Origin of the sequence: Pigmentiphaga soli (assembly GCF_039541095.1) — a bacterium.
Classification (GTDB): Bacteria; Pseudomonadota; Gammaproteobacteria; order Burkholderiales; family Burkholderiaceae_B; genus Pigmentiphaga; species Pigmentiphaga soli.
Genome location: NZ_BAABFO010000010.1, coordinates 98,058 through 124,773, shown reverse-complemented (window position 1 = coordinate 124,773; position 26,716 = coordinate 98,058). Strand labels below are relative to the sequence as shown.

Below are 26,716 nucleotides of genomic sequence, written 5' to 3'. Positions count from 1 at the left end.
AACCATCAGCCGCGTAGCGACGCGATCGTGGCGCGCGGCGTCAGCGCCTCGGGGCTCACGCGCAATTCGATCAGCGCCGGCCTGCCCGCATGCAGCGCGCGTTCCAGCGCGGCCGGGAAGTCGGCCGTGCGTTCGACGCATTCGGCATGCGCGCCATAGGCGCGCGCCAGCAGCGCGAAATCGGGATTCAGCAATTCCGTGCCGTGCACATTGCCCGGGTAATGCCGTTCCTGGTGCATGCGGATGCTGCCGTACATGCCGTTGTTGACCACGATGACGACCACGCCGGCGCCGTAGCGCATCGCGGTCGCCAGTTCCTGCCCGTTCATCAGGAAGCAGCCGTCGCCGGCGAAGCACACCACGGTCCGCTCCGGATGGACCAGCTTGGCGGCGATGGCGGCCGGCAGGCCGTAGCCCATGGTGCCGCTGGTAGGCGCCAGCTGGGTCCGGAAGCCGCCGTAGCGCCAGAAGCGCTGCACCCACAGCGTGTAATTGCCGGCGCCGTTGGTGACGATGGTGTCGGGCGGCAGCGCGTCGCGCAGATGGACCATGATCCGGCCCAGGTCCACCTCGCCCGGCATGGAGGCCGGCGGTTCGAGATTGGCCAGGTAGTCGGCGCGCGCCGCGCGGGTCCATGCGGCCCAGCGCGCGGGCGCGGCTTCCGGCGCCAGGGCGCGCGCCGCGTGGGCGAATTCCGGCATCGACGACAGGATGGGCACGTCGGCATGGTAGACATGGCCCAGTTCTTCCGGATCGGCATGCACGTGCACCAGGCGCTGGGCGGGCCGCGGCACGGCCAGCAGCTCGTAGCCCTGCGTGCTGGTCTCGCCCAGGCGCGCGCCGACGGCGATGATCAGGTCCGCTTCCCTGATCCGGCGGGCGAGCCTGGGATCCATTCCCAGCCCGGCTTCGCCTACGTATTGGTCGCAGCGATTGTCGACCAGGTCCTGGCGGCGGAACGCGGCGGCCACGGGCAGATCGAAGCCGCGGGCGAACGCGGCGAGGTCTTCGCTCGCCTCGCGCGTCCAGCCGCCGCCGCCCACGATCACGAGCGGCCGCCCGGCGCGGGCCAGTTCGCCGCGCAGGCCTCGCAGCGCGGACGGGGCGGGCGCGGCGCCCGCGCGCCGGTAGCGCGGGCTGTCGGCCACTTCCACGGCCTCGGCCAGCATGTCCTCCGGCAGCGCCAGCACCACGGGGCCGGGGCGGCCCGAAGTGGCGACGTGGAAGGCGCGGCTCACGTATTCGGGGATGCGCCGCGCGTCGTCGATCTGGTCGACCCACTTGGCGATGTGGCCGAACATGTGGCGGTAGTCGATTTCCTGCCAGGCCTCGCGGCCGATGGCGTCGCGTCCGACCTGGCCGATGAACACGATCAGCGGCGTCGAATCCTGGCGCGCGGTGTGGATCGCGATGCTGGCGTTGGTGGAACCGGGGCCGCGGGTGACGAAGCAGATGCCGGGCTCGCCCGTCAGCTTGCCGTGCGCCTCGGCCATGTGGGCGGCCCCGCCCTCCTGGCGGGCGACGATCAGGCGGATGGCGTCGCGCGCGTGGTAGAGCGCGTCGAGCGCGGCCAGGAAGCTTTCGCCGGGCACGCAGTAGACGGTATCGGCGCCGTGGATGCGCAGCGCTTCGATGAGCACTTCGCCGCCGCTGCGGCGCGCGAGAGGGATGTCGGTCATGGCAGGCTGTCCTCCCGTATCAGGTAATCGGTATTCAGCAATTTGACGTCGGGGCAGCCCAGCAGGGCGAGATCGACGTCGATCTCGCGCCGCAGCAGCTCCAGCGCGCGCGCGGCGCCGGCCTGGCCGCCGGCCGCCAGCCCGTACATGGCCGGCCGGCCGACGAACACGCAGCGCGCGCCCAGCGCCAGCGCCTTGAGCACGTCGGTGCCGCGGCGGATGCCGCCGTCCAGCAGCACGGCGAAATCGCGCGGCACCGCCGCCGCGATCGCGGGCAGGGCATCGAGCGGCGCCACCGCCCCGTCGAGCTGGCGGCCGCCGTGGTTGGAGACGACGATGCCGTCGCAGCCGAGCGCGTGCGCGCGCCGCGCGTCCTGCGGCCGCAGGATGCCCTTGATCACCAGCCGGCCCGGCCAGCGCTCGCGCATCCAGGCGATCGTATCCCAGGTCATGGCGGCGCGGCCGGCGCGATGGTCGCCCTTGGCCGCGCTGACGATGGGGCCGCCGCGCGTGGCGGTGAAATTCTCGAAATGCGGCATGCCCTGGCGCAGCAGCGTGCGGGCGAAGGTGGCGGCCAGCCAGCGCGGCCGGGCCAGGCCGCCGGCCACCAGGCGCGGCGTGAGCCGCAACGGGATGCTGAAGCCGTTGCGCAATTCGTTCTCGCGCGCCGAGGCGATCTGCACGTCCACGGTCACCACCAATACCGGCACCGCGGCGGCCTGGAGCCGCGCCAGCAGCGGCCCGATCACTTCCGTGGCGGCGGGCAGGTAGGCCTGGTACCAGGTGCCCGGGGCCTCGCGCATCACGCGCTCCAGCGGGATGGTGGAGGCCGCGCTCAGCACCGCCGGCTGGCGCGCGGCGGCCGCCGCCCGCGCCAGCGCGAGGTCGCCGTCGAAGGCGCACAGGCCGGCCACGCCCATGGGCGCGATGCCCACCGGCGCGTCGTAGGCGGCGCCGAACAGCTCGATCGCCATCGAACGCCGCGACACGTCCACCAGCGGATGGGTGCGGAAGCGCCAGCGCCGGAACGCCGCGCGGTTGGCGTCGAGCGAAAGCTGGTCTTCGCTGCCGCCGTGCACGTAGCCGTAGATGCCGGGCGGCAGGCGGCGCCGCGCGGCCTGCGCCAGGTCCGCGATCGAAAGGGCCTTGCTTGGGGTCATCGGAGTCGGTCCATGCCCTGGCGGTTCATGTGCCGTTGAAGTTGGGGCGGCGCTTGCCGTGGAAGGCCTCGACGCCTTCGCGGAAATCGTTCGAGCTGCGCAGCCGGCTGTAGCAGTGGCCTTCCAGCTCGATGGCGACGGAGAGCGTGGCGTCCTCGGTGTCGTTGAGCAGCTTCTTCGCGGTGCGCTGGGCCAGCGGCGAGAAGGCGCGCAGCTCGTCCACCAGGCGGTCGGTGGCCGCCTCCAGCTCGGCGTCGGCCACGCATTCCGTGGCCACGCCCCAGTCGTGGGCCTGGCGGCCGGGAATGCGGCGCGAGCGCATCACGATGTCCTTGGTGCGGGTGATGCCCACCATCTTCTGCAGGCGGGCCGAACCGCCCGAGCCGGGGATCTGCCCGAGCTTCTGTTCCGGCAGGGCGTATTGCGTGGTGTCGGTGGCGATGCGGAAGTCGCAGGCCAGCGAGATCTCGAAGCCCACGCCGAAGCAATAGCCGCGCGCGGCGGCGATCACCGGCTTGCCGCAGCGCGCCGGCGCGGCGATGTTCCAGGCCAGCCGGGAGACGTGCTCGGGCGAGGCTTCGAGAAAGCCCTTGATGTCGCCCCCGCTGGAGAAATGCTCGCCTTCGGCGCGCAGCACGATGACGCGCACGGCGGGATCCGCGTCGAGCGACTCGAACACCAGGCGCAGCTGCTCGCGGGCGGGCATGGAAATGACGTTGAGGGGCGGGCGCGCGAGCACGATGTCGGCGCGCTCGCGCGCGGCGTCGACCTCGACGCGGAAGCCGTCGAACCGGTCGAGCAGGCTGTGGGCGGGATGGGTCAGGGCGGTCATGGCGTTTCCTGTTGGATGTTGGAGCGGGGCGGCCTCGCGCGCCGCGGGGCGGGTTTCCGGTTCGTTGCCGCGGGCCTCATGCGGCACCGAGGTCGATTTTCGCGTCGCGATCGATCTCGGCGGCGAGGTCGACCTCGTCTTCGCCCGGGATCCGCACCTTGGTGAAGACGTGCTCGTGGTAAACCACGGGGCGCGTGGCGTCCAGGCCCATCTTGGCGCTCAATCCCTGCAGGTGCGCGGGGGGCGGCGCGCCGTCGGCGAAATCGAAGCCTACCGTGGTCGAAGGGTCGAGCACCGAGCCCTGCGCGCCGGGGATCAGGACCAGGTCGCGGCTGGCCTGGAAGCGCGTGGCGACGGCCCATTCCACCTGCAAGGGATCGTGGACGTCGACGTCGTCGTCCACCACGATCACCTGCTTGACGTCGTAGTGGGCGCCGAAGGCGGCGCAGATCACGTTCTTGGGCTGGCCTTCGTGGGCCTTCCTGATCTTGACGAACAGATGGTAGCGGGCGACGCCGCCGATCGACAGGTGCACGTCCAGCACGTTCGGGAAGCTGCGTTGCAGGTAGGCGAGCAGGGTCGCCTCGCGCGGGATCGCGCCCAGCAGCAGGTGTTCCATCTCGGCCGGCACGATGGTGTGGTAGACCGGGTTGCGGCGATGGGTGATGGCGTCGATGCGGATCACTTCCCGCTGCTCGCGCGCGCTGTAGTACTTGGGGAATTCGCCGAACGGGCCTTCGGGCTCGCGCAGCCGCGGCATCAGGCGGCCTTCGATCACGATCTCGGCGTCGGCCGGCACGCGCACCTCGTTGGTCAGGCACTTCGCCACGCGCAGCGGCGCGCCGTGCAGCGCGCCGGCGATCTCCAGCTCGTCGCGGTCGATCGGCGCGATGGCCTGCGAGGCCAGCAGCGTGAGCGGATCCACGCCGATCGCCACCGCCACCTCGAGCGCCTGGCCGCGCGCCTCGGCCTTCTGGTGGAAGGCCTGCAGGTGGCGCGGCAGCACGAGCAGCGCCATGCGGTCAGCCGCATGCACCTGGATGCGGTGGATGGACACGTTCTGGACGCCGGTTTCCGGATTGCGGGCGATCACCAGGCCGGCCGTGATGTAGGGCCCGCTGTCGTGCTCGCTATGGGTCGGGATGGGCAGCACCTCGCGCGGATCGCGGTCGCGGTGCACGACCTGCTGGCAGGGTGCCTGGCCGGGCGCCACCTCGATCCAGGGCAGGGGGTGCTCGGCGGCGTGGCGGTAGCGGGCCAGCAGTTGCGATTCGGGCACGCCCATGGCTTCCGCGATCCAGGCGCGGCGGGCGACGAAGCCCGATACCACCGGTATCTCGTGGCCCTCGGGCCGGGGAAAATAGGCCGCCTGCCGGCCGTCCAGGCGCTTGGCGATGGCGGCCAGCCGGTGCTTGAGCGGCGTGCCTTCGCGGATCACGGCCAGGCGGCCGGTGTCGGCCAGGTGCGCCAGCCAGCGGCGCAGGTCGGTATGGGGGGCAATGGTGGTCATGGAGGCGTCTCGTGCTGATCGTAGCGTCAGGCGGCAGGATTGGCGCCGCCGGCCAGCGGCGTGTATTCGCCGGCGGTCAGCTTGCGGCGCAAGACCTTGCCCACCGGGGACTTGGGAATCTCTGACACGAATACGTATTCGCGCGGGCGTTTGAAATTGGGCAGGTCGGAACTGCGGCAATGGGCGTCGAGCGTCTGCGCGTCGAGCGCGGCCTCGCCCGCGCGGCGCGTGACGAAGGCGACCACGCGCTGGCCCCAGCGTTCGTCGGGCAGGCCGACCACGGCCACCTCGCCCACGCCGGGGCACAGCGAGATCACCGATTCGATGTCCACCGGCGAGATGTTCTCGCCGCCGCTGATGATCATGTCGTCGACCCGGCCGGTGACGAACAGGTCGCCGTCGCGGTCGACATAGCCGATGTCGCCGGTGAAATACCAGCCGTTGCGCAGCGACTTGGCGTTGGCATCGTCGCGCTTCCAGTAGCCTTCGAAGGCTTCGTCGCCGCGCAGGTCGACGATGATCTGCCCTTCCACGTCGGGGCCGACCACGTCGTCGACGCCGTCCGCGTCCAGGGCCACCACGCGCAGCCGGGTGTTGACGCCCGAACGCCCGGCGCTGCCCGGCTTGCCGACCGCGTCCTGGTCGATCGAAAAGGTGTAGACCTCCGACGAGCCGTAGTGGTTGACGAAGACCTGCGGCGCGAAGGCGGCCTGCAGCCGGCGCAGCAGGGCGTCGTGCATGGGCGCGCCGGCGAAGCCCAGCTTCGTTACCGAGGCGATGTCGGGCCCGGGCCCGGTACCGCGCCCCAGCGCCTCGCGCCGGTTCATCATGTCGTGGTAGAGCGTGGGCACCAGGTACAGGCAGCTGACCCGCTCGGCTTCGATCAGGTCGAGCGCGCGCTGGGTGTCGAAGCGCGGCAGGCACACGAAGGCCCCGTCCACCAGCGCCATGGCCAGCAGCGAACGCACGCCCATGGTGTGGTAGAGCGGCATGACGCCCAGGGTGCGCTCGCCGCGGCGGTATAGGTTCTGCGCGACGTGCGCCAGCGCCGCCGCGCGTTCGTGCCGGTGGCGGCGCGGCACGCCCTTGGGCCTGCCCGTGGTGCCGGAGGTGTAGAGGATGAGCGATATGTCGTCGGCGCTGGCCTGGGCAGGCAAGCCGTCCGGCGCACCGGCGGCGAACTCGTCCCAGGCGTGCGTGGCGCCCGTGGCGTCCGCGCCGATGCCGATGCGGGGCACGGCGCGCGCCGCCGTGCTGTAGCGCACGGCCGACTCGCTCACCCCTTCGAAGAACACGGCCTTGGCCTCGGCATCGGCCAGGCAGTAATCGATCTCCTCCGGCTTGGCGCGCCAGTTCAGCGGAACGATGACCACGCCGGCGAACTGGCAGGCCCAATGCAGGGTGGCGGCCTCGTGGCGGTTCTGCAGCACCGACAGCAGGCGGTCGCCGCGCGCCAGGCCCAGCTGCCGCAGGCCGGCCGCGACGCGGGCGATGCGCTCGCCCCATTGGGCGTAGTCCAGGCGGACGCCGTCGTCCACCAGCGCCGGCGCACGCGGGTTGCGCTCCACGCTTTGCAGAAAGGTCGTGCCGAGGTCGAACATGGGGTCAATCTCCGTTCTGGCGGGCTGCGGCGGCCTCGCGGCGCCGGGCGGCGACCTCGAGCACGGCAGCCACGATGGTCGTGTAGCCGGTACAGCGGCACAGGTGGCCGGACAGCATCTCGCGCACCTCGATCTCTGTAGGGTCGGGCTTGCGGCGCAGGTAGTCGGCGCAGCTCATCAGGATCCCTGCCGTACAGAAGCCGCATTGCAGGGCGTGATGGCGCCTGAATGCTTCCTGCAGGTCCGACAGCGGGCCGTCGTCGCACAGACCTTCGACGGTATCGACGCAGCGGCCGTCGGCCTGCACCGCCAGCGTCATGCAGGCGCGGCCGGCCACGCCGTCGATCAGCACGGTGCAGGCGCCGCATACGCCGTGTTCGCAGCCCACGTGCGTGCCGGTGGCGCCCAGGTCGTGGCGCAGGAAGTCGGACAGCAGGGTGCGGGATTCGCAACTGCCGCTGCGCGGCGTGCCGTTGAGCGCCAGCCGCACGACGTGCCGCGCGCCGCGTTCGCATTGCTTCATGCCCTGCCCTCCATGGCTTGCGCGATCACCCGGGCGCCGAGCTTGCGCACCAGATGGCGGCGGAAGGACGCGCCGGCGTGCGCGTCGTCGCGGGCGCCGAGCTCCCAGGCGAAATCGTTGAGCGCGGCGTCGAGATCGGCGGTGCCCAGGCCGGCCGGCCAGCGCGCCACGCGCGGGCGATCGGCCACGCCGCCGATCGCCAGCCGCAGGCCGTTGGCATCGGCGACGGCGGCCGCGGCCACGATCGCGAAATCGCCGTGGCGCGCCGAGAATTCGGCGAAGGCGGTGCCCTGGCCCGGACGGCCCAGCGGGAAGCGCACCTCTTCGATCAGCTCGTCGGGCTCGCGCGCCGTCATCAACATGCCCTGGAAGAAGTCGGCCGCCCGCAGCACGCGGCGCTTCTTCGCGTTGCGCAGCACGACCTCGCCGTCGAGAGCGGCCAGCACGAGGGGAATCTCGGCGCTCGGATCGGCGTGCGCCACCGAGCCGCATACCGTGCCGCGGTTGCGGATCTGGAAGTGGGAGATGAACGGGAAGGCCTGCGCCAGCAGCGGCACTTCGCGCGCCAGCGAGGGACGCCATTCCACGCTGCCCTGGGTGGCCGCAGCGCCCACCGCCAGCACGCCGCCCTGCGCGCGCGCATAGTCCAGGTCCGCGCTGCGGGAAATGTCGATCAGCATCTCGGGCTGGGCCAGGCGCATGTTGAGGACCGCCATCAGCGACTGGCCGCCGGCGAGGATGCGCGCGTCGCCGCCGTGCCGGGCGAGCAGCCCGATGGCCTCGTCGCCGCTGTCGGCGCGCACGTAGTCGAAGGCCGCCGGCTTCATCGCCCTGCTCCCAGCCGTTGCAGCAGCCGGCGCCACCATGGGCCGCCCGCGGTCGGCGCCGCGCCGCCGGCCTGGCGGCCCAGTTGTTCGAACAGCTGCCTGAGGATGATCCGGGCGGCGCCTTCCAGCATACGGCCGCCCACGGCCGCCACCTTGCCCGATACCTCGGCTTCGTAGTCGTAGCGCAGCAACGTGCCGCCGCCGGCGGGCTCCAGCGTGACCAGGCCGCTGCCCCTGGCGGCGCCCATGCTCGACAGGCCCGAGCCGGCCAGGCGCAGCCGGCGCGGCGGGTCCAGTTCGGACAGCGCGATCTCGGCGGCGTAGCGCGCCTTGATCATGCCCACGCCCACGGTCACGTCGGCGCGGTAGCGGTTGGGGCCGGTTTCCTCGAGCGCATTGCAGCCGGGCACGACCCTGGCCAGCGCGGCCGGGTCCAGCAGCACGGCGAAGATCGCCTCGGGCGGGGCCGGCAGCAAGATCTCGCCCTGCGCCGTCAATGCCTTGCCGCTCTTGCCGGCGGCCGGCGCGGCCGCGGCCGCGGCTTCGGCTTCGGCCGACAGCGGCCCGGACGGCGGCGGATCGTCGATGCCGAGCAGGGCCATCACGCGCGCCGGCGTGAGCGGCAGGGCGACGTCGGCGCGGCCCAGCGCGTCGGCCACGGCGTTGGCGATGCACACCGGCGTGCTCATGTTGTTGCCTTCGCCCAGCCCCTTGGCGCCGAGCGGCGTGTAGGGGCTGGGCGTTTCCTGGTGCAGGATCCTGGGATCGGGCACTTCGCAGGTGGTGGGCACGAGGTAGTCGGCGAAGGTGCCGGCCTGGAAGCTGCCGTCGGCGCCGTAGCGGAATTCCTCCATCAGCGCCGCGCCCAGGCCCTGGGCGAAGGCGCCGCGGATCTGCCCGTCGGCCAGCGCCGGGTTCAGCAGCGTGCCGGCGTCGTGCAGGGTCACGTAGTCGTCGATGCGCACGCGGCCGGTCGTGCGGTCCACTTCCACCGCGCAGATATCGAAGGCGAAGCCGTAGGCGGCCGAGGTGTTCACGCGGTCGTCCTCGTCCGGCGCCGTCAGCTGCGGCGCGGTCCAGAACGCGGTCTCCCGCAGGCCCGGTTCCACGCCGGCGGGCAGCAGGGCCGGCGCCCAGTGGGGATTGGCGGCGAAGCGGCTGAACGGCACGCCGCGCCCGGGCTGGCCCCGCGGATGCACCTTGCCGGCGGCGAACACGATCTCGTCCGCATCGCAATCGAACTGGGCGGCGGCGATGCGGGCCAGTTTGCCGCGCAGCCGCGCGCAGGCCAGGTGCAGCGTGCCGGCCACGGCGCCGGCGAACCGGCTGGAATAGTTGCCGGCCGCCACCGACCAGGCGTCCTTGGCGGTGTCGAACTCGACGTTGACCGCCACCTCGGCCGGAGCGACGCCGAACGCGTCGGCCGCCACCTGCGCGCACACGGTGCGGTGGCCCTGGCCGGCCGGCGACGAGGCCACCGTCACGTTGATGCCGCCCAGCGGGTCGATGCCGACCGTGGCCGTGGCGATGGCGCCGTTCTTGGGCCCGGCCTTGGCGCGCTGTTCCCGTGGCAGCACGGTCGTGATGTAGCCCATGTTCGAGACCGAGGGCTCGACGATGGCGGCGAAGCCGATGCCGTACAGCCGGCCCTCGGCGCGCGCGGCATCGCGGCGCTCGTACAGCCGCGCCAGCCCGCCCTCGGCGACGGCCGTGTCCAGCGCGGCGTGGTAGTCGCCGGAATCGATCAGCGCGCCGGCCGCGGCGCGATAGGGAAAGGCGTCGCGCGCAATGAAGTTGCGCCGGTACACCTCCAGCGGATCCAGCCCCAGTTCGACCGCGATGCGCTGCATCAGCCGTTCCAGCGCGAAATACACCTGCGGCCCGCCGAAGCCGCGCACCAGGCCGGTGGGCGTCTTGTTGGTCAGCACCACGCGGTTGCGCACGCTCAGGTTGGGAATCGCATAGGCGCCGGTCACGCAGCCATGCATGCGGTAGAGGGTGGCGGGCTCGGGCGCGCGCAGATAGCCGCCGCAATCTTCCATCTGGTCGAGCGCCAGCGCGATGACGCGGCCGTCGGCCTGCACCGCGGCGGCGGCGTGGCACAGCCGGGCGGTGGCCGAGGTGGCCGCGGCCAGGTGTTCGAGACGGTCCTCCACCCACTTGACCGGCGCCCGCGCCTTGCGCGCGGCCAGGCACATCAGAACCACGGGCTGCATGACCGCCTGCTTGACGCCGAAGCTGCCGCCCGAGTCAGGAAAAGTGCGGTGGCGCAGGCGATTGCCCGGCACCTTCAGCGCCATCGCCATCACCGTATGCAGCGAGAACGGCCCCATGAAATTCGACTGCGCGTCGTAGCCGTCCTGCTCGGACAGGAACTCCGCCACCACCACGGCGCACTCGATCGGCGTGCAGGAATTGCGCGGGTATTCGACCGAGATCTCGACGCGGTGCGGCGCGGCGGCGAAAGCCGCTTCCGGGTCGCCGTAGCGGAAGCTGCGGTCGCTGACGACATTGCTGCCCACCTGCTCGTGCAGCACGATCGCATCGTCCATGGCCGCGCGGATATCCACCACGGCCGGCAGCGGCTCGTAGTCGACCTCGATCAGGTCGACGGCGTCCTCGGCGCGATAACGGTCTTCCGCCACCACGACCGCCACCGGTTCGCCCACGTAGCGCACCTTGTCCACCGCCAGCGCCCACATTTCCATCGGCTGCTTGACGCCGACGATGAAGGGCCTGGACCAGCGCCGCACGTCGTCGCCGGTCAGCACCGCGCGCACGCCCGGCAACGCCAGCGCCTTGTCGGCGCGCACGGCCGACAGCCGGGCGTGCGCATGCGGCGAGCGCACCACCGCCGCGTGCAGCGTGCCGGGCCGCAGCGGCGCGTCGTCGCCATAGCGGCCGCGGCCGGTCAACAGCGCGCGGTCTTCCACGCGCTCGGCGCGCCGGCCCAGGTGGCGGGAGGGAGCGAGCGTATCGTTCATATCAATGCTTTATGGCCCTGCGTACCTTCCAATGCCTATAACCCTGCGCCGCCCTATCCAGGGCACCGCGGATCCGGCTCTGCCGGTCCGCCAGTGCCGCCCCTTGAGGGGCGCGCGCAGCGCGTAGGGGTGGGTCCCTCCCTGGCGCGCGCAGCGCGTAGGGGTGGGCCCATTCAATCCGCCTTGATGCCGGCTTTGCGGATGACGTCGGCCCATTTGCGGTCCTGCGCGGCGTTGTATTTGGCGAAGTCCTGGGCCGAGCCGCCCATCGGCTGCACGCCGGCCGTCTTGAACATCGACTTGACGTCGTCCGCCTTCAGGGCCTCGTTAAGCACGGCGTTGAGTTTGTGGACGACGGCGTCGGGCGTGCCGGCCGGCGCGTACAGGCCATAGAACACGGCCACTTCGAAGCCCGGGTAGCCCTGTTCGGCCACGGTCGGTACGTCGGGCAGCTCGGCCAGCCGCTGGCGCGAGGTCACCGCCAGCGCGCGCATTTTGCCGGCCTTCACGAAGGGCAGGGCATTGGGGAAGTTGTCGAACATCACGTCCACCTGGCCGCCGAGCAGGTCGGTCACCATCGGCGCGCTGCCCTTGTAGGGAATCTGGTTGAGATCGGTGCCGGTGATGCTCTTCAGGTATTCCATCGTCAGGTGCTGCGAGGTGCCGGTGCCGGACGACGCATAGTTGAGCCGGCCCGGGCTGGCCTTGGCGGCGTCGATCAGGTCCTTCAGCGACTTGATTGCCGAGTCGGCGCGCACCACGAGCAGGTTGGGCGTCTCGGCGCCCAGAATCACCGGCGCGAAGGCGGTGTTGGTGTCGTAGGGCAGCTTGCTGTAGAGGTACTGGTTGACGATCAGCGGGAAGCCCTGCACCAGCAGCGTGTAGCCGTCGGCCGGCGCCTTGGCCGCCGCCGCGGTGCCGATCACGGTGCCGCCGCCGGCCCGGTTCTCGACGATGAAAGGCTGGCCCAGCTTCTCGTTGAGCTTGGTGGCGAAGGCGCGCGCCATCACGTCGTTGAAGCCCGCGGGCGGGTAGGGCACGATGATGCGCACCGGCTTGTCGGGATAGCCGTCGTCGGCCCGGGCCGATCCGCACAGCAGCGCCACCGCCACGCAGGCCAGGGCGCCGGCGCCCCGCAGTATCGTTCTCGTCGCTTCTTGCATCATTCGTCTCCTTGTCGTATTGCCGTTGACGTCGTTCAGGCCAGACCCGCCTGCTGGTAGATGTGCTTGATTTCCTGGAAGTCGGCCAGCGCGTCGTAGCCGTGCAGCCGGCCCAGGCCGCTCTGCCGGTAGCCGCCGGTTTCCGCCTCGGCGAAGAGTTTGTTGTGGTCGTTGATCCATACCGTGCCGTTGCGCAGTGCGCGGGCCACGCGCAGGGCGCGCGCGCCGTCGCGGGTCCAGACGCTGGCCGACAGGCCGTACTGGGAATGGTTGGCGCGGGCGAGGGCCTCGGCCTCGTCCTCGAAGCGTTCGAGCACCAGCAGCGGCCCGAAGATTTCTTCCTGCACGAAGAAGGCGTGCGTGTCGCGGTGCGCGACCAGCGTGGGGGTCAGGAAGGCGCCGCCGGCCAGCGGCCCCGTGCCCGCCTCGCCCCGCACGACGACTTCGTCGGCGGCCTCCATCGCGTCGCGGATGCGGGCGCCGACGGTGGCCGCGGCCTCCGGATCGATCAGCGGGCCGATGTGCATGCCCTCTTCCAGCCCCGGCCCGACGCGCAGCGCGCGCAGGGCCGAAGCCAGCGCCGCCTTCATCGGCTCGTACAGGCTGGCGTGGACCAGCACGCGCCGCGCGGCCGTGCACTGCTGGCCGCTGATGATGGTGGCGGCGGCGGCCAGCCGCGGCGCGACGGCGGCGACGTCGGCATCCTCGAACACCAGGCAGGCCGATTTGCCGCCCAGCTCCAGCGACAGCTTTTTCATGGTCGGCGCCGCCGCGGCCATGATGCGCTGGCCGGTGCGGTTGGAGCCGGTGAAGCTGATCACGTCCACGTCTTCGGACTCGACCAGGCAGGCGGCCACTTCGTGGCCGTCCTCGCTGACGAGGTTGACGACGCCGGCCGGCAGCCCTTCGGCCGCGTGCAGCTCGGCGATCAGCGCGGCGCTGAACAGCGCGGTTTGCGGCGCCGGCTTGACGACCGCGGCGCAGCCGGCGGCCAGCGCCGGCGCCAGCGCGCGGACCAGCAGCACCGCCGGCGCGTTCCATGGCACGATGATGCCGGCCACGCCGGCTGGTTCCTTCAGCAGCGTGGAGAACGTGTTCGGCTCGACCTCGAGCACGCGGCCGGGCAGATGGCGCGCCACGCCGGCGTAATAGCGGATCTCGGACACCGCCGCCTCGATCTCGCCGCGCGACTGCGCCAGCACCTTGCCGTTCTCCAGCGTGAGCAGGCGCGCCAGGGACTCGGCACGTGCCTCGACGCGGTCGGCCCAGCGCAGCATCGCCAGCTGGCGCAGGCGCGGGTTCTGCGACCACTGCGGCCGCTCGAAGGCGCGCCGGGCGGCCGCGATGGCGGCCAGCGCGTCGATGCGGGCGGAGGCGGCGTGGCGGCCCAGTTCGCTGCCGTCGGCGGGGTTGCGGCGCATGCCCCAGGCGCCGCTTTCGGCCGCCTGCCAGCGGCCATCGATCAGATTGAGAGCTTCCTTGATTTCCATGCTTTTTTCCCGATGCGCCATTCGATTGCGTGTCTTGCCCGGCATGCCGGCCGCCTTTCAGGCGTAGGCCGGGCCTTCGATGGCGGGGTGGTCGCGGATGAAGGCCTCGTCCACCTCGACGCCGATGCCCGGCTTTTCGGGCGGCCGCACGCAGCCGTCGGCGCCGATCGCGAACGGCGTGGCCACCAGTTCGTCGCGGAACAGGTTGCCGCGCGACACGTCGGCCTCGAAATAGCCGTCGCCGTCGATGGCGGCCAGCACGTGCAGGGTGGCGGCCATGTTGATGCCCGTCATCGACGTGTGGGGGTGGACGGCGAGCTTGTAGGCCGAGGCGTGCGCGGCGATGCGCAGGGTCTCGCTCACGCCGCCGGTCTTGGACAGGTCGGGCTGCAGCACGTCGACGGCGCGGTCGTCGATGAGCCGGTTGAATTCGAAACGCGTGTAGTGGTTCTCGCCCGCCGCGAACGGCAGGCTGCCGTAGCCGCGCGCCAATTCGTAGTTGCGGTAGTCGTGGGCCGGGAACGGCTCTTCCAGCCAGCCGACGCCGAGTTCGCCGAGCACCGGCACCATGCGCCGCGCGTCGTCGAGCGTATAGGCCGTGTTGGCGTCCGCCAGGATGACGACGCCCGGCCCCAGCGCCTCGCGCACCGCGGCCACGCGCGCCGTGTCGCGCTCGACCGAATCGCCCAGCCGCAGCTTGACGGCGCGGTAGCCTGCCCGCACGTGCGCGGCGGCTTCCTCGGCCAGCGCGGCCGGCTCCTGCCAGCCCAGCGCCACCCCGCCGGCATAGGCGCGCAGCGGCCGGGACGCGCCGCCCAGCAGGCGGTACAACGGCCAGCCCACGGCTTTCGCGCGGATGTCCCACAGCGCCATGTCGATGCCGCTCATGGCCATCGCGCAGGCCGCGCCGGTGCCCATGGCAGCGAGCTGGGCGTCGTAGATGCGGCGCCAGACGCCGTGCACGTCGGTCGCGTCCATGCCCAGCGCCAGGGGCCGCAGCGCGTGCCCGACCAGATGCGCGATGCTGGTGTGGGCGCGGCCGTGGTGCGATTCGCCCCAGCCGACCAGCCCGCCGGCGGTCGTCACCTTCACCACGACGGCGTCGCGCTTGCGTGCCCGGCCTACGCCCAGCCGGACGCTGTTGTGCTCTGGAACCGGGAAGGAAATGGCCCAGGCCTGGATGTCGGCGATGGCGAAATCTTTCGCGCCGGCTTCGACCGGAACCTGGTTGGCGTGGGCCATGGACTCGTCTCCGTTGGGGCAGCCGCTGGGGGGCTTTTGAGGGAGAGAAGTCTAGGAATCGCTCTATATCAGGTCAATTAATATTAAATTATGTACTCCATCAGATAAAGTGAACGTGCCATGGAATTCCGGCAGATCCAGTACTTCGCCTGTCTCTATGAAGAGGGCTCCGTCACGCGCGCGGCGCGGCGCCTGAATATCGTCCAGCCGGCCTTGAGCATGCAGATCGCCAAGCTGGAAGATGAGCTCGGCCAGCAGCTGTTCGTCCGCAGTCCCCAGGGCATGCATCCGACCGGGGAGGCGCGCCGCCTCTACCACCTGTTCCTGCCCGTGATCACCGGGTTCTCGCAGGCGCGCGAGCAGGCGCGGCAGGCCGACGGCGAACTGGTCGGCCAGGTGCGGGTCGGCATGATCGCCACCATCTCGCAAGGCGTGCTGGTGAACGCGCTGATGGAATTCTCCGGCGGCCATCCGAAGGTGGAGCTATCGTTCGTCGACGGCTTCAGCGGCGGGCTGAGCGACGCGGTGGCGCTGGGGCACCTGGACGCCGCCGTCATCAACCGGCCGCGGCGGCCGCTCGCGCTGCATACGGAAGCGATCGCCGAAGAAGACGTCGTGCTGGTGGCCGGCGCCGGCCATGCGCCCTTGCCGCAGACGCTGCCGTTCGCCGAGTTGGCCGCGCTAAAGCTGGTGCTGCCCACGCGCCAGCACGGGTTGCGCGGCATCATCGAAAGCTTCGCGTTGTCGGAGAATGTGGACCTGCGGCCCACGGTGGAGATCGACTCCATCAGCGCGATCCTGAGGCTGGTGCGCGAAAGCGACTTCTGCACGCTGCTGCCGACCATCGCCGTGCGCGAGCAGCTGGCGCAGGGGGATCTGCGCGCGTGCGTGATTTCTTCCCCGAGGCTGGTGCGGCACATCGTGTGCGTGACGGATCCGCGGCGGCCGCTGGGGGCGGCGGCCGCTGCTTTCATGGCGGTGCTGGCCCGCCATATTCAGGGGTTGGAGAAAGAGAAGGACTAACCGCCTGCCGTCCGCACGAAGCGCTGTTCGAGGACCTGGGCGCCCCACTGCTGACCGGCGAATTCCTCCGCCAGCACGAAGCCGTACGCCTCGTACAGCCGCCGGGCCGCGTCCAGGCCGCGGAAGGTCCAGAGCTGGGTGGCGGCGAATTGCCGCTCGTCGCAGAAGCCTACGGCCTGCTCCAGCAGCCGCCGCCCGACGCCGGTGCCGCGCAGGCTGTCGTCGACGATGAACCAGCGCAGATGGGCCTGGTTGCCGCCCAGGTCCTCGCCATCGATCGCCACCGAGCCGGCGATCCGTTCGCCGTCCATGGCCAGCCACAGGCCGTTGTCGGGCCGTTCCAGCCGGCCGGCGAAATCGGCCAGGCCGGCGGCGACCTTGCTTTCGAAGAAGGCGCCGAAGCCGGAATGGCGGGCGTAGAAGCGCGCGTGCATGTCGACGATGGCGCCTATCGCGCCGGGGCGGTAGCCGGATTCGATGCGCACCGGCCGTGTGGCGGGTGCCTGCGCGCCCTGCCGGTTGGAGGCCAGCGCCGCGGCATAGGCGGCCAGGCCGCCGGCCACCTCGTCCTGCTGTGCCGGTGCCAGGCGCGACAGCGCGGCCGCCACCTGCTTGCGGGCGAATGACTCGATCGCGGCGCGCGTGCGGCGGCCGTGCGCGGTCAGGGCCAGCCATTTGATACGGCCGTCGGCGTCGTCCACCGATTCCTTCAATTCGCCTGCATCGATCAGCTTGCGCACCATGCGGCTGACGCTGGATTTTTCCAGGCGCAGGCAGTCGGCCAACTGGCCTGCCGTCATGCGGCGCCGCGCGCCGACTTCGAGGATGGCGTGGACGGCCGAGGGCGGGTAGCGGGTGGCGGCCAGCGTGGATTGCATGAAGCCTAGTTCGCGCACTATTTGGCGTGATGCGGCTCGGATCTGGTCGATGAAGGGGATGTCCACTTGGTCCATCTGATGTCTTCCATACTGTTGTATGGTACAACAATTTGACGAGATGGATGGCGCCGGCGAGCCGAGTACGGCGAAGACGTCATCAAGCGTCTAGGTGCGGACCTCAGCGAGCAATTCGGTCGTGGCTTTGGCTGGGGCAACTTGGCCCAGATGCGTACGTTCTTCCTCGCATGGCTACCCGAACAGATTTTGCAGACACTGTCTGCAGAATCTTCCAGCACCTCAACTCGCCAGACATGCACTTGAGTACGCCGCGCACCTGGCCGGCGTCGAAGCCTTGCTCTTTCTTGCGCCAGATGACGCTGCTCACGTCCTCGGCGGTGATGTTCCTGACCGGCTTGCTGCCGATGTGCGGCAGGATATCCTTCTCCAGGTAGCGGTGCGGCATGGTTACATCCTGCGGCCGCGTGCCTGGACGCTGCATCACTTCCCGATGCAGAAGCGGAAATTATGCCGCATGTCGTTGATTTTCAAGGTATTCATGGTGGTCCCGCAACGCGCTTGGACCTATTCCTGGACCCAAATACCAAGCGTGTCCCTTGGTAGCTGCAGATGGCCTTCCTTGGACGCTTCCCGTTCTCCAGTTTCCAGTGCGATGTGTCAGCGGACAACCTGATCAGAGGCAGTGAACCCGGCCATCGACGTCCGCCAACATCCAATGCGCTGTAACAGGCTCATTTTCCCACCTCCTGATTCGGAAGACCAAGGATGTTGTGTTCTGCTTCAACTCGAAAAACGGGAGGAGCGCAGTTCGGATTGTTGGCTGCGGCTGCGGTGATGCCGGGGTGAGATGACGACTCCTTTGGCCAGTTGGCCGATACCGATGGGAGCCTCACCATGTCACACCAAGCCTCAGACATCATCACCCCGAAAGCCCTGTTGCTTGATGAGCGGCTGACGCCGCTGGAGCGCAACGCCTGTCCTTGAAGAAGCGTTCGGAGAACTCGGCCACGGTGGCGTCTTCTGCTCCAGCCACTTTCTCCTGCTGCTTTTTCTGCGCCGGAGACTGGCCCAGTGCCACCAGATGCGCCGCCTCGTCCCGTTTCAGGCGCGCGTTCTTCAGGGTGAGGGCCGGGTACTTTCCCAGCGTTAGCTTCTCTCGCTTGCCGTCCAGCCGATAGCGATAACGCCAGACGATGCTGCCACTCGGCAGCACTTCGACGTACAGCCCGCGATCGTCACTGACGATGTAAGGAGCATCCTTTGGTTTGAGCGCCTTGAGAGCGGTATCTGTGAGAGACATGGACCCTCCTTTGGGTCCATGAATGTCAATAGTCAGGCTATTCGGTGAACTTGGACCCATATATGGACCCGAATAGCGATGGCTTTGACTGTATCACCGAATCACTCAGTAGACAAAAATCCCTTTATTTATGCGGTTTTCAGGCACATAAGCAGACTTCATGTCAGCGCCGAAGTAATACTGACCCCTGGCGCCGAGGTAAAACTGACCCCCTGGGCGATGATGGCGGCTTTTGGCCGCCAAGATGTTGACCCAGGAGCAATCATTGGAGATTCGAGTACTGGCCCGTCAGGGCCACGGCATCAAGGCGATCGCGCGAGAGTTGGGCGTGTCGCGCAACACAGTCAGGCGATACCTGCGCGGTGAGGCGACGCCTCCCAGCTACGGCCCGAGGGCTGCGCGGCCACGCAAGCTGGACCCGTACACGCAGTACCTGCCCTTCGGGCGCGATGAAGCAAATCTGTTCTTCCAGGTGGTCGCCAAGCGCTACGAGCGAGGCAGCATCATCTTGACCAGCAACCTGCCCTTCCCTCAATGGGCCAGCGCCTTCGCCGACGACCAGACGCTCACGGCAGCCATGCTCGACCGCCTTCTGCATCACGCTCACATCGTGCAGATCAGTGGCGAAAGCTATCGGCTCAAGGACAAGCGCAAAGCCGGCAACAGCCCGGCTCGGGCTCGGACTGCTGCCCAATAACCCTTCAACCCCAGGGGGTCAAATTTACTTCGGCGCGAGCGCCGACAAAGGGGTCAGTTTTCAACCGGCGTTGACAACTTCAGTGGATGTCCCTGGAACCGACCTCACTTCCCGATACAGAACCTCGAAAAAATCACTCCCAGGAGGTCATCGCTGCTGAACTCGCCTGTGATTCCGCCCAGTTCCAGGTGCGCCAGCCTCAATTCCTCGGCAAACAAATCCAGCACCCGGTCATCCAGCGCCGCATGCTCGGCCGCCGCCTCAAGCCGTTCCCCCGCCCGCCGCAGCGCCTGCAAATGCCGCTCCCGTGCCAGATAGGGCGATTCCCCGGATGGATTCCACCCCGCGATCCCAAGCAGTTCGGCCCGCAGCACATCCAGCCCCCGCCCCGTCAGCGCCGACACGCCGATCCGCCGGGCCGCCGCCGAAGCCGGCTCTTCCGCTTTCCCTGCCGAGCCCGCAAGCGCAGCCGCATCCCCCTCCCCTAGCAGATCGATCTTGTTCACCACCTCCACCACCGGCGTCCCCGCCGGCAGCCGCGCCGCGATCCCGGCATCCAGTTCCTCTTCCGGCCGCGTCGCATCCACGATGTGCAGGATCACGTCCGCCCGCGCGATCTCTTCCCACGTGCGCGCAATCCCGATCCGCTCCACCTCGTCCGCCGTCTCCCGCAGCCCGGCCGTATCGATCACATGCAGCGGTACCCCATCGATGGAGATTTCCTGCACGACCTTGTCCCGCGTGGTCCCCGCGATCGGCGTCACGATGGCCGCATCGAACCCGGCCAGCGCGTTGAGCAGGCTCGATTTCCCCACATTGGGCTGCCCAGCCAGCACCACGTGCAACCCTTCCCGCAGAATCGCACCCTGCCGCGCCTGCGCCACCAGCCGTGCAAGATCCTCCCGGATCCCCGCCAGCGTCTCGCCCGCCTGGTACTTCTCCAGGAAATCGATCTCCTCCTCGGGAAAATCCAGCGTCGCTTCCACCAGCATCCGCAGATGCACGATGCGGTCGGCCAGCGCATTGACCTCGCGCGAGAACGCCCCGGTCATTGATGCCGCCGCGCTGCGCGCCGCCGCCTCCGACGAGGCATCGATCAGGTCCGCCACCGCTTCGGCCTGCGCCAGGTCCAGCCTATCGTTCAGAAAGGCCCGCCGCGTGAATTCCCCAGGCTCGGCCAGCCGCAATCCGGCCTGCGCCCCGGCCTCCAGGCAGCGCGCCAACAGGCTGCGCAGCACCACCGGCCCGCCATGCCCCTGCAGTTCAAGCACATGCTCGCCGGTATACGAATGCGGCGCCGGGAAGTACAGCGCGATGCCCTGGTCGATGAGCGCGCCTCCGGCATCCCGGAATGGCAGGTAATGCGCATGCCGTGGCGTCAGCGCGCGGCCGAGCAACGCCTGGATCAGCGGCGCCAAGTCGTCCGGCGACGACACGCGGACGACGCCGATGCCGCCCCGGCCGGGAGCGGTGGCGATGGCGGCAATGGGATCTCGATCGGATGGCATGGCGACAAAAGGATGGAAGGGAACGTCAGTCCCCGCGAATAGTCCTGGCCCACTCTAACCCAAGGTATCGGCCAGGCACAAAAACAAAGGCCGCCGGAAACCCGGCGGCCTGGGAAGGATGGCAGCGAGCGGACGGCCCCGCGCGCCGAACCTCCGGCTGAACGATAACGCCGACCGCCGCTACTTCGCCGCCACCGGCTGCGCCGCACTGCGCGCCACATACCACTGCTGCGCGATCGACAAGGTATTGTTCACGATCCAGTACAGCACCAGCCCCGCCGGGAAGAAGAACATCATCCCGCCGAACACCAGCGGCATGATCATCATCACCTTGGCCTGCGTAGGGTCCGGCGGCGTCGGGTTCAGCTTCATCTGCAGGAACATCGTCCCCATCATGATCGCCGGCAGGATGAACCACGGATCGGGCGAAGCCAGGTCGTGGATCCACAGAATCCACGGCGCGCTGCGCATTTCCACGCTGGCCAGCAGCACCCAGTACAGCGAGATGAACACCGGGATCTGCACGATCATCGGCAGGCAGCCACCGATCGGGTTGATCTTCTCGGTGCGGTACAGCTCCATCATCGCCACGTTCAGCTTCTGGCGATCGTCGGCGAATTTCTCGCGCAGCGCGTTCATGCGCGGCGTGACGCGCTTCATGCGTGCCATCGACCGGTAGCCCGCGGCCGACAGCGGGAAGAAGGCGGCCTTGATCAGCACCGTCAGCGCGACGATGGTCCAGCCCCAGTTGCCCAGCAGCCCGTGCAGCCAGGTCATCAGCAGGAACACCGGCTTGGCGATGATGGTGAGCCAGCCGTAGTCGACCACCAGGTCCAGCCCCTGCGCCACGGCAGCCATCGCGGCCTGGTCCTGCGGGCCGATCCACAGCCGCGCCTCGACGCTATTGCCGGTGCCCGGCGCCAGCGTGCCGACCGGCTCGACCGCGCGGACCGCGAACAGATTGTCGCCCACCTTGGTCATGTCGTAGTTGCGCGACACGCCTTCGGGGGGCACCCACGCCACGGCGAAGTAGTGCTGGATCATCGCCAGCCAGCCGTCGGTGGATTGCTTGTTGAAGCTGGCCTTGTTCTTTTCGATGTCGGAGAACGACACCTTCTGGAACTTGTTCTGCGTGGTGTAGATCGCCGGGCCGGTAAACGTATGGTAGAAGCGGCTCTCGCCCGGGGGGCTGCTGCCGTCGCGCGTGAGTTGCAGGTACAGCGAGGGCGACAGGGGCTGGTCGCTGACGTTCGACAGGTCGTGGCGCACGTCGATGTCGTAGCGGCCGCGGCGCAGCGTGAAGGTCTTGATCAGGCGGATGCCGCCGCTTTCGGCCTCGAACGAGACGTCGATCGCGTCGCCGGTGAGTTCGCGCGCGTTGGTGGTGATGCGGAACGGCGTGCGGTGGGTGGGGAAGGCCGCGCCGGCCGGGGCGCCGACCACGCCGCTCTGGGCCAGGTAGGTGCGCTGGGGCGAATGGTCGAGCAGCACGGTGGGACGGGTGTGGTCCTGGCTGTCGGCGTGCTTGAGCAGTTCGGCCTTGACGATCTGCGCGCCTTCGGTATCGAAGGTCAGGCGCAGCACATCGGTGGTGATGACGATCTGTTCGGCCTGCGCGGCCGCCGCCTGCGCCGCGCCGCCGGGCACGGCCGCGGGGCTGGCCGCCGTTGCCGCGGGCGCGGCGGTGCCGGCCGGCACGCTGCCGTCGGCCGCCGGCGCCGGCTTGGCGTCGGTGGTGGCCGTCTTGACCGGCGTGGTGCCGAACAGCGACGGATGGCCATTGTATTTTTGCCAGCCATCCCATAGGAACAGGAGGGAAAGCGAGAAAATCATCCAGAGGATGGTTCGTTGCATGTCCATGGACGGAAAGTTCCAGTCGTCGTCGCGGCAAAGTCCGCTAGTTTAGCCGTCTTGGGCTGACAATTTCACCGGCCCTCGGGGGCCGGTGGCGCCCCGTTCGCGGCGCGGTCGCCGGGCGCCGGCGGCACCGGGTCGATGCCGCCCGGGGCGAAGGGGTGGCAGCGGCAGATGCGCCGCAGGCCGAGGTAGCCGCCGCGCAACGCGCCGTGCCGTTCGATGGCCTCGATCGCGTAGGCCGAGCAGGTGGGCGTGAAGCGGCAGGCCTGGCCCACCCAGGGGCTGAGGAAGTATCGGTAGAACCGGATCGGCAGGATCAGCAGCCGCTGCGGCCATGACGGCGGCCGGGGGAACAGGGAAGGACGTACCGGTGCTTGCATCGCGGTTCCCTTGCGGATGCGGCGCTCAGTGGCCGCGCGGCCGGGCGGCGCGCACCAGGTGGGCGTCGATTTCCTGCCGGACGGCCCGTTTCAGTGCCGTCAGCGACATGCTGTCGATCCGGGTATGCAGGCGGACGACGTAGGCGCCGGCCGGTAGCCCCGCACGCTGCAGCCGGAACGCTTCGCGCAGTACCCGGCGGATCGCGTTGCGGCTGACCGCCAGCGGCGCCTGGCGCTTGCCGACCACCATGCCGAGCCGCGCTTCGGTGCCGCCGGGGGCCATGCTGAGAACGAACAGCGCCCCCCTGGCCAGCCGCCGCCCCTTGAGCGCGGGCGCGAATTCCGCCGCATCCAGCAACCGCGCCGTCCGCGGAAATGCCAAGTTCCCACGCCCTCGCGCGCCAGCCCACCCAGGGCACAGCGGATCCGGCTCCGCCGGTCCGCCAGTGCCGCCCCCTGGGGGGCGCGCGCAAGCGCGTAGGGGGGGGACCTTGGCTGCCCGGCGCAATGGCTCAGATGGCCAGGCGCTTGCGGCCCTTGGCGCGGCGGGCATTGATCACGGCGCGACCGCCGCGGGTTTTCATGCGCACGCGAAAGCCGTGGGTGCGCTTGCGTCGGGTGACGGAAGGCTGGTAGGTCCGTTTCATGTCAGGTATCCATAGTGGTGCGCATCATCCCCCCGTATAAACTTGCGCCGCCTTTGGAATCTGCGCCGCTCGATCCAGGATGCGGCGGATCCGGCTCGCCGGTCTGCCCGCATCGCCCCCTGGGGGGCGCGCGCAGCGCGTAGGGGGGGATAATTTCGGAAAGCCCGCCATTCCATCAAATTTACCCAATGTTGTCAATCATTTAGCCGCGAGCTTGGCAAATGGCCGGATCGTCCCCTGTGGATAACTCCCCGCCGCCGGGGTAGAATCGGAGGTTTCGGATCGGCCAACAAGATCCCATCGCTCCCGGCTTCCCGTGCCGGGCGCACCGATCCCATAGCGAGATTCATGGAAGATTTCTGGCAGACCTGCGCCCGCACTCTCGAGCAGGAACTCACACCGCAGCAGTACAGCGCCTGGATTCGTCCACTGGTGCCGCTGGCGTTCGATGAGTCGCTCGCGGTGCTGCGGGTGGCGGCGCCCAACAGGTTCAAGCTGGACTGGGTCCGCAGCAATTTTTCGGGACGGATCGAGTCGCTGGCCACCCAGTGGTTCCACCGCCCGGTGCAGGTCAAGTTCGAGCTGGACGCGCCGCGCATGGCGCCGCCGCGTCCGGCCCCCGCGCAGTCAAGCAATGGGCTGGGCCACGGCGCCGCGCCGGCGCCCCAGGCGCCGCTTGCCGATTTCCCGGCCGGCCGGGGCCCCGATGGCCATGCCTACGGCTATGGCCCCGGCCATGGCGGCAACGGCGTCCACGCGTCCAACGGCCACGGCGCGCCCGCGCCCCAGCGCCCCGCCCCGGCCGCCCGCCCGGCGCCCAAGTCCGACCTGAACGAAGCCACCGGCATCTACGAGCGTTCGCGCCTGAACGTCGACCTGATATTCGACAATTTCGTCACCGGCAAGGCCAACCAGCTGGCGCGCGCCGCCGCGCTGCAGGTGGCCGAGAACCCCGGCACCTCGTACAACCCGCTGTTCCTGTACGGCGGCGTCGGCCTGGGCAAGACCCACCTGATCCACGCCATCGGCAACGCGATGGTGGCCGCCAAGGACAACGCCCGGGTGCGCTACATCCACGCCGAGCAATTCGTGTCCGACGTGGTCAAGGCCTACCAGCGCAAGGCCTTCGACGAATTCAAGCGCTACTACCATTCGCTCGACCTGCTGCTGATCGACGACATCCAGTTCTTCTCCGGCAAGAATCGCACGCAGGAAGAGTTCTTCTACGCGTTCGAGGCCCTGGTGGCGCTGCGCAAGCAGATCATCATCACCAGCGACACCTACCCGAAGGAACTGTCCGGCATCGAAGACCGCCTGATCTCGCGTTTCGACTCCGGGCTCACCTGCGCGATCGAGCCGCCCGAGCTGGAAATGCGGGTAGCGATCCTGCTGAAGAAAGCCGAAACCGAAGACGTCCACCTGCCCGAGGAAGTCGCCTTCTTCATCGCCAAGCACCTGCGCAGCAACGTGCGCGAGCTGGAAGGCGCGCTGCGCAAGGTGCTGGCCTACGCCAAGTTCCACGGCCGGCCGATCGCCGTCGACGTCTGCAAGGACGCGCTGAAAGACCTGCTGTCGGTTTCCAACGGCCAGATCACGGTCGAGAACATCCAGAAAACCGTGGCCGACTTCTACAAGATCAAGGTCGCCGACATGTATTCCAAGCGGCGCCCGGCCAATATCGCGCTGCCGCGCCAGATCGCGATGTACCTGGCCAAGGAGCTGACCCAGAAGAGCCTGCCCGAGATCGGCGAGCTGTTCGGCGGCCGCGACCACACCACCGTGCTGCACGCCGTGCGCAAGATCTCGGAATCCCGCTCCAAGCAGGCCGAGCTGAACCATTCGCTGCACGTCCTCGAACAAACCCTGAAAGGATGACCCCGCGCCGAGAGATACCGCCCCTGGCTGTGCGATACCTGTGAACATCGCTTGAGCATCTGCCGGAAAACGTCGTGCCGGCGTCCCGGCCCGAAAGTTGTTCATCTTTGCCCCCTATGCTCAAGGCAAGTTCTCCCATTTTCTAGAATGTGACAACTTGTTGATTTATAATGACTTTTTGTTGAAGCCCCAGTTATCCACAGGCTCCTATCAACTACCAACCCAAAGAAGGATTGGATATGCAACTGGTTAAAGCCTCGCGCGACGCGCTGCTCAAACCGCTCGCGACCGTCTCGGGCATCGTGGAGCGGCGGCACACGCTTCCCATCCTCGCCAACATCCTGTTGCGCAAGGAAGGCAGCAAGGTGGCGTTCGTATCCACTGACATCGAGGTTCAGATCACCACCCATGCGGATTTCGGCGTGGGTGATGCGTCTGAATCCACCACGGTGGCGGCCCGCAAGCTGCTCGATATCCTCCGCGCCCTGCCCGATACCGGCGACGTTGCGCTGGCGCTGGCCAACAAGAAGCTGTCGGTCCAGTCCGGCAAGAGCCGCTTCGCGCTGCAGACGCTGGCGGCCGAGGAGTTCCCCACGGTGGCGCAGCCGGCCGCCTGGAACGCCTCGCTCACGCTGAGCCAGAAGTCGTTCCGGCACCTGTTGAACATGGTCCACTTCGCGATGGCCCAGCAGGACATCCGCTACTACCTGAACGGGATGCTGCTGGTGCTGGACGGCCACGACGTGCGCTGCGTGGCCACCGACGGCCACCGCCTGGCCTACTGCGCCACCACGCTGGAAGCCGAGACGCCGCGCCAGGAAGTCATCATCCCGCGCAAGACCGTGCTGGAACTGCTGCGCCTGCTGGACGACGTGGAAGACCCGCTGCAGATCGACGTGGCCGCCAACCAGATCCGTTTCCGCTTCGGCGAGGTCGAGCTGATCTCCAAGCTGGTGGAGGGCAAGTTCCCCGACTACCAGCGCGTGATCCCCAGCGGCTACACCAAGCATTTCACGATCGCCCGCGAGGCGCTGCAGCGCAGCCTGCAGCGCGCCGCCATCCTGACCACCGACAAGTTCAAGGGGGTGAGGATGCAGATGGCCGATCACGTGTTGAAGATTTCCTCCAGCAATGCGGAGCAGGAGGAAGCCCAGGAAGAACTCGAGATCGATTTCGCCTTCGAGCCGCTCGACATCGGCTTCAACGTCAGCTACCTGCTCGACGTGCTGGGCAACCTGAAGACCGAGACCGTGCAGTGGAGCGTGGGCGACGCCAATTCGTCGGCCCTGATCACGCTGCCCGACAACGCGGATTTCAAGTATGTCGTGATGCCCATGCGGATCTGATCCGCGCGGCCGGTTCTCCATCGTTTCCGTTTTTGCCCGTCGGCGCGCTGCATGCCGGCGGGGTGGATGGCTTGCATAACTTATGACCGAACAGAACACCTCGAACGACCCCGGCTACGTGGCCCAGGGCAACGTCCCGGCGGCGATCGACGCCCACGCGCCCGGCGCCTCCGACG

Annotated in this window: 22 protein-coding genes and 2 pseudogenes; 6 read left to right on the top strand and 18 right to left on the bottom strand. The window is 68.9% G+C overall.

Features of this window, described 5'->3' with window-relative positions; all coding sequences use genetic code 11:
• Window positions 1–5 precede the first annotated feature (5 nt).
• The 11 genes from ABD927_RS12235 to ABD927_RS12185 form a co-directional block, all read right to left on the bottom strand.
• Window positions 6–1,679, bottom strand: a complete 1,674-nt coding sequence (locus ABD927_RS12235; RefSeq protein ID WP_345249731.1) for a thiamine pyrophosphate-binding protein — start codon at window positions 1,677–1,679, stop codon at window positions 6–8.
• On the bottom strand, window positions 1,676–2,839 hold the full coding sequence (locus ABD927_RS12230; RefSeq protein ID WP_345249729.1) for an alpha-hydroxy acid oxidase: 1,164 nt from the start codon (window positions 2,837–2,839) through the stop codon (window positions 1,676–1,678). The genes ABD927_RS12235 and ABD927_RS12230 overlap by 4 nt, the downstream gene beginning before the upstream one ends.
• A 25-nt stretch (window positions 2,840–2,864) precedes the next feature.
• On the bottom strand, window positions 2,865–3,671 hold the full coding sequence (locus tag ABD927_RS12225; RefSeq protein WP_345249727.1) for an enoyl-CoA hydratase/isomerase family protein: 807 nt from the start codon (window positions 3,669–3,671) through the stop codon (window positions 2,865–2,867).
• A 76-nt stretch (window positions 3,672–3,747) separates the two neighbouring features.
• Window positions 3,748–5,181: a UbiD family decarboxylase gene (locus ABD927_RS12220; protein WP_345249725.1), complete on the bottom strand. Its 1,434-nt coding sequence runs from the start codon at window positions 5,179–5,181 to the stop codon at window positions 3,748–3,750.
• Window positions 5,182–5,207: 26 nt separating this feature from the next.
• Window positions 5,208–6,782 carry an AMP-binding protein gene (locus tag ABD927_RS12215; RefSeq protein ID WP_345249723.1) on the bottom strand — a complete coding sequence of 525 codons (1,575 nt, stop codon included), beginning with the start codon at window positions 6,780–6,782 and terminating at the stop codon, window positions 5,208–5,210.
• A 4-nt stretch (window positions 6,783–6,786) separates the two neighbouring features.
• Window positions 6,787–7,305, bottom strand: coding sequence for a (2Fe-2S)-binding protein (locus ABD927_RS12210; RefSeq protein WP_345249721.1), 519 nt, complete (start codon window positions 7,303–7,305; stop codon window positions 6,787–6,789).
• Window positions 7,302–8,132 carry an FAD binding domain-containing protein gene (locus ABD927_RS12205; RefSeq protein WP_345249720.1) on the bottom strand — a complete coding sequence of 277 codons (831 nt, stop codon included), beginning with the start codon at window positions 8,130–8,132 and terminating at the stop codon, window positions 7,302–7,304. Before ABD927_RS12205 ends, ABD927_RS12210 begins: the two co-directional genes overlap by 4 nt.
• On the bottom strand, window positions 8,129–11,116 hold the full coding sequence (locus tag ABD927_RS12200; RefSeq protein ID WP_345249718.1) for a xanthine dehydrogenase family protein molybdopterin-binding subunit: 2,988 nt from the start codon (window positions 11,114–11,116) through the stop codon (window positions 8,129–8,131). The genes ABD927_RS12205 and ABD927_RS12200 overlap by 4 nt, the downstream gene beginning before the upstream one ends.
• A gap of 173 nt (window positions 11,117–11,289) precedes the next feature.
• Window positions 11,290–12,282, bottom strand: coding sequence for a Bug family tripartite tricarboxylate transporter substrate binding protein (locus tag ABD927_RS12195; RefSeq protein WP_345249715.1), 993 nt, complete (start codon window positions 12,280–12,282; stop codon window positions 11,290–11,292).
• A 32-nt stretch (window positions 12,283–12,314) separates the two neighbouring features.
• A complete protein-coding gene (locus ABD927_RS12190; protein WP_345249713.1) occupies window positions 12,315–13,769 on the bottom strand; it encodes an aldehyde dehydrogenase family protein in 1,455 nt (484 codons plus the stop codon).
• A 57-nt stretch (window positions 13,770–13,826) separates the two neighbouring features.
• Complete coding sequence (locus ABD927_RS12185; RefSeq protein WP_345249711.1) at window positions 13,827–15,011, bottom strand: mandelate racemase/muconate lactonizing enzyme family protein; 1,185 nt, start codon at window positions 15,009–15,011, stop codon at window positions 13,827–13,829.
• A 120-nt stretch (window positions 15,012–15,131) separates the two neighbouring features.
• On the opposite strand from ABD927_RS12185, the gene ABD927_RS12180 reads away from it, so the two are divergent.
• Complete coding sequence (locus tag ABD927_RS12180; protein ID WP_345249709.1) at window positions 15,132–16,034, top strand: LysR family transcriptional regulator; 903 nt, start codon at window positions 15,132–15,134, stop codon at window positions 16,032–16,034.
• Here the strand turns inward: ABD927_RS12180 and ABD927_RS12175 are convergent.
• Complete coding sequence (locus ABD927_RS12175) at window positions 16,031–16,987, bottom strand: bifunctional helix-turn-helix transcriptional regulator/GNAT family N-acetyltransferase (RefSeq protein ID WP_345249707.1); 957 nt, start codon at window positions 16,985–16,987, stop codon at window positions 16,031–16,033. The genes ABD927_RS12180 and ABD927_RS12175 overlap by 4 nt on opposite strands.
• A gap of 81 nt (window positions 16,988–17,068) precedes the next feature.
• Here ABD927_RS12175 and ABD927_RS12170 point away from each other — a divergent pair, with 81 nt between their 5' ends.
• A complete protein-coding gene (locus ABD927_RS12170) occupies window positions 17,069–17,233 on the top strand; it encodes a DUF1016 N-terminal domain-containing protein (RefSeq protein ID WP_345249851.1) in 165 nt (54 codons plus the stop codon).
• 616 nt (window positions 17,234–17,849) lie between these two features.
• Here the strand turns inward: ABD927_RS12170 and ABD927_RS12165 are convergent.
• Window positions 17,850–18,230 (bottom strand): Arm DNA-binding domain-containing protein, encoded by a 381-nt coding sequence (locus ABD927_RS12165; protein ID WP_345249705.1) that lies wholly within the window; start codon window positions 18,228–18,230, stop codon window positions 17,850–17,852.
• A gap of 244 nt (window positions 18,231–18,474) precedes the next feature.
• Here ABD927_RS12165 and ABD927_RS24550 point away from each other — a divergent pair.
• Window positions 18,475–18,666: pseudogene (locus tag ABD927_RS24550) on the top strand (helix-turn-helix domain-containing protein); the annotation flags it as partial.
• Window positions 18,661–18,927, top strand: a pseudogene (locus tag ABD927_RS12155) (ATP-binding protein); the annotation flags it as partial. The pseudogenes ABD927_RS24550 and ABD927_RS12155, both read left to right, overlap by 6 nt.
• A gap of 104 nt (window positions 18,928–19,031) precedes the next feature.
• On the opposite strand, the gene mnmE reads toward ABD927_RS12155, so the two are convergent.
• The 5 genes from mnmE to rpmH all read right to left on the bottom strand — a co-directional run bounded on the left by mnmE (window position 19,032) and on the right by rpmH (window position 23,319).
• Window positions 19,032–20,435, bottom strand: a complete 1,404-nt coding sequence (gene mnmE, locus ABD927_RS12150; RefSeq protein ID WP_345249703.1) for a tRNA uridine-5-carboxymethylaminomethyl(34) synthesis GTPase MnmE — start codon at window positions 20,433–20,435, stop codon at window positions 19,032–19,034.
• A gap of 180 nt (window positions 20,436–20,615) precedes the next feature.
• Window positions 20,616–22,295: a membrane protein insertase YidC gene (gene yidC / locus ABD927_RS12145; RefSeq protein WP_345249701.1), complete on the bottom strand. Its 1,680-nt coding sequence runs from the start codon at window positions 22,293–22,295 to the stop codon at window positions 20,616–20,618.
• A gap of 65 nt (window positions 22,296–22,360) precedes the next feature.
• On the bottom strand, window positions 22,361–22,672 hold the full coding sequence (yidD, locus tag ABD927_RS12140; RefSeq protein ID WP_345249699.1) for a membrane protein insertion efficiency factor YidD: 312 nt from the start codon (window positions 22,670–22,672) through the stop codon (window positions 22,361–22,363).
• Between the two features lie 25 nt (window positions 22,673–22,697).
• On the bottom strand, window positions 22,698–23,054 hold the full coding sequence (locus ABD927_RS12135) for a ribonuclease P protein component (RefSeq protein WP_345249697.1): 357 nt from the start codon (window positions 23,052–23,054) through the stop codon (window positions 22,698–22,700).
• Window positions 23,055–23,184: 130 nt separating this feature from the next.
• Window positions 23,185–23,319, bottom strand: coding sequence for a 50S ribosomal protein L34 (gene rpmH / locus ABD927_RS12130; RefSeq protein ID WP_008650850.1), 135 nt, complete (start codon window positions 23,317–23,319; stop codon window positions 23,185–23,187).
• Window positions 23,320–23,667: 348 nt separating this feature from the next.
• On the opposite strand from rpmH, the gene dnaA reads away from it, so the two are divergent.
• Complete coding sequence (gene dnaA / locus ABD927_RS12125; protein ID WP_345249694.1) at window positions 23,668–25,194, top strand: chromosomal replication initiator protein DnaA; 1,527 nt, start codon at window positions 23,668–23,670, stop codon at window positions 25,192–25,194.
• A gap of 239 nt (window positions 25,195–25,433) precedes the next feature.
• Window positions 25,434–26,540, top strand: a complete 1,107-nt coding sequence (dnaN, locus tag ABD927_RS12120; protein WP_345249692.1) for a DNA polymerase III subunit beta — start codon at window positions 25,434–25,436, stop codon at window positions 26,538–26,540.
• Window positions 26,541–26,716 lie beyond the last annotated feature (176 nt).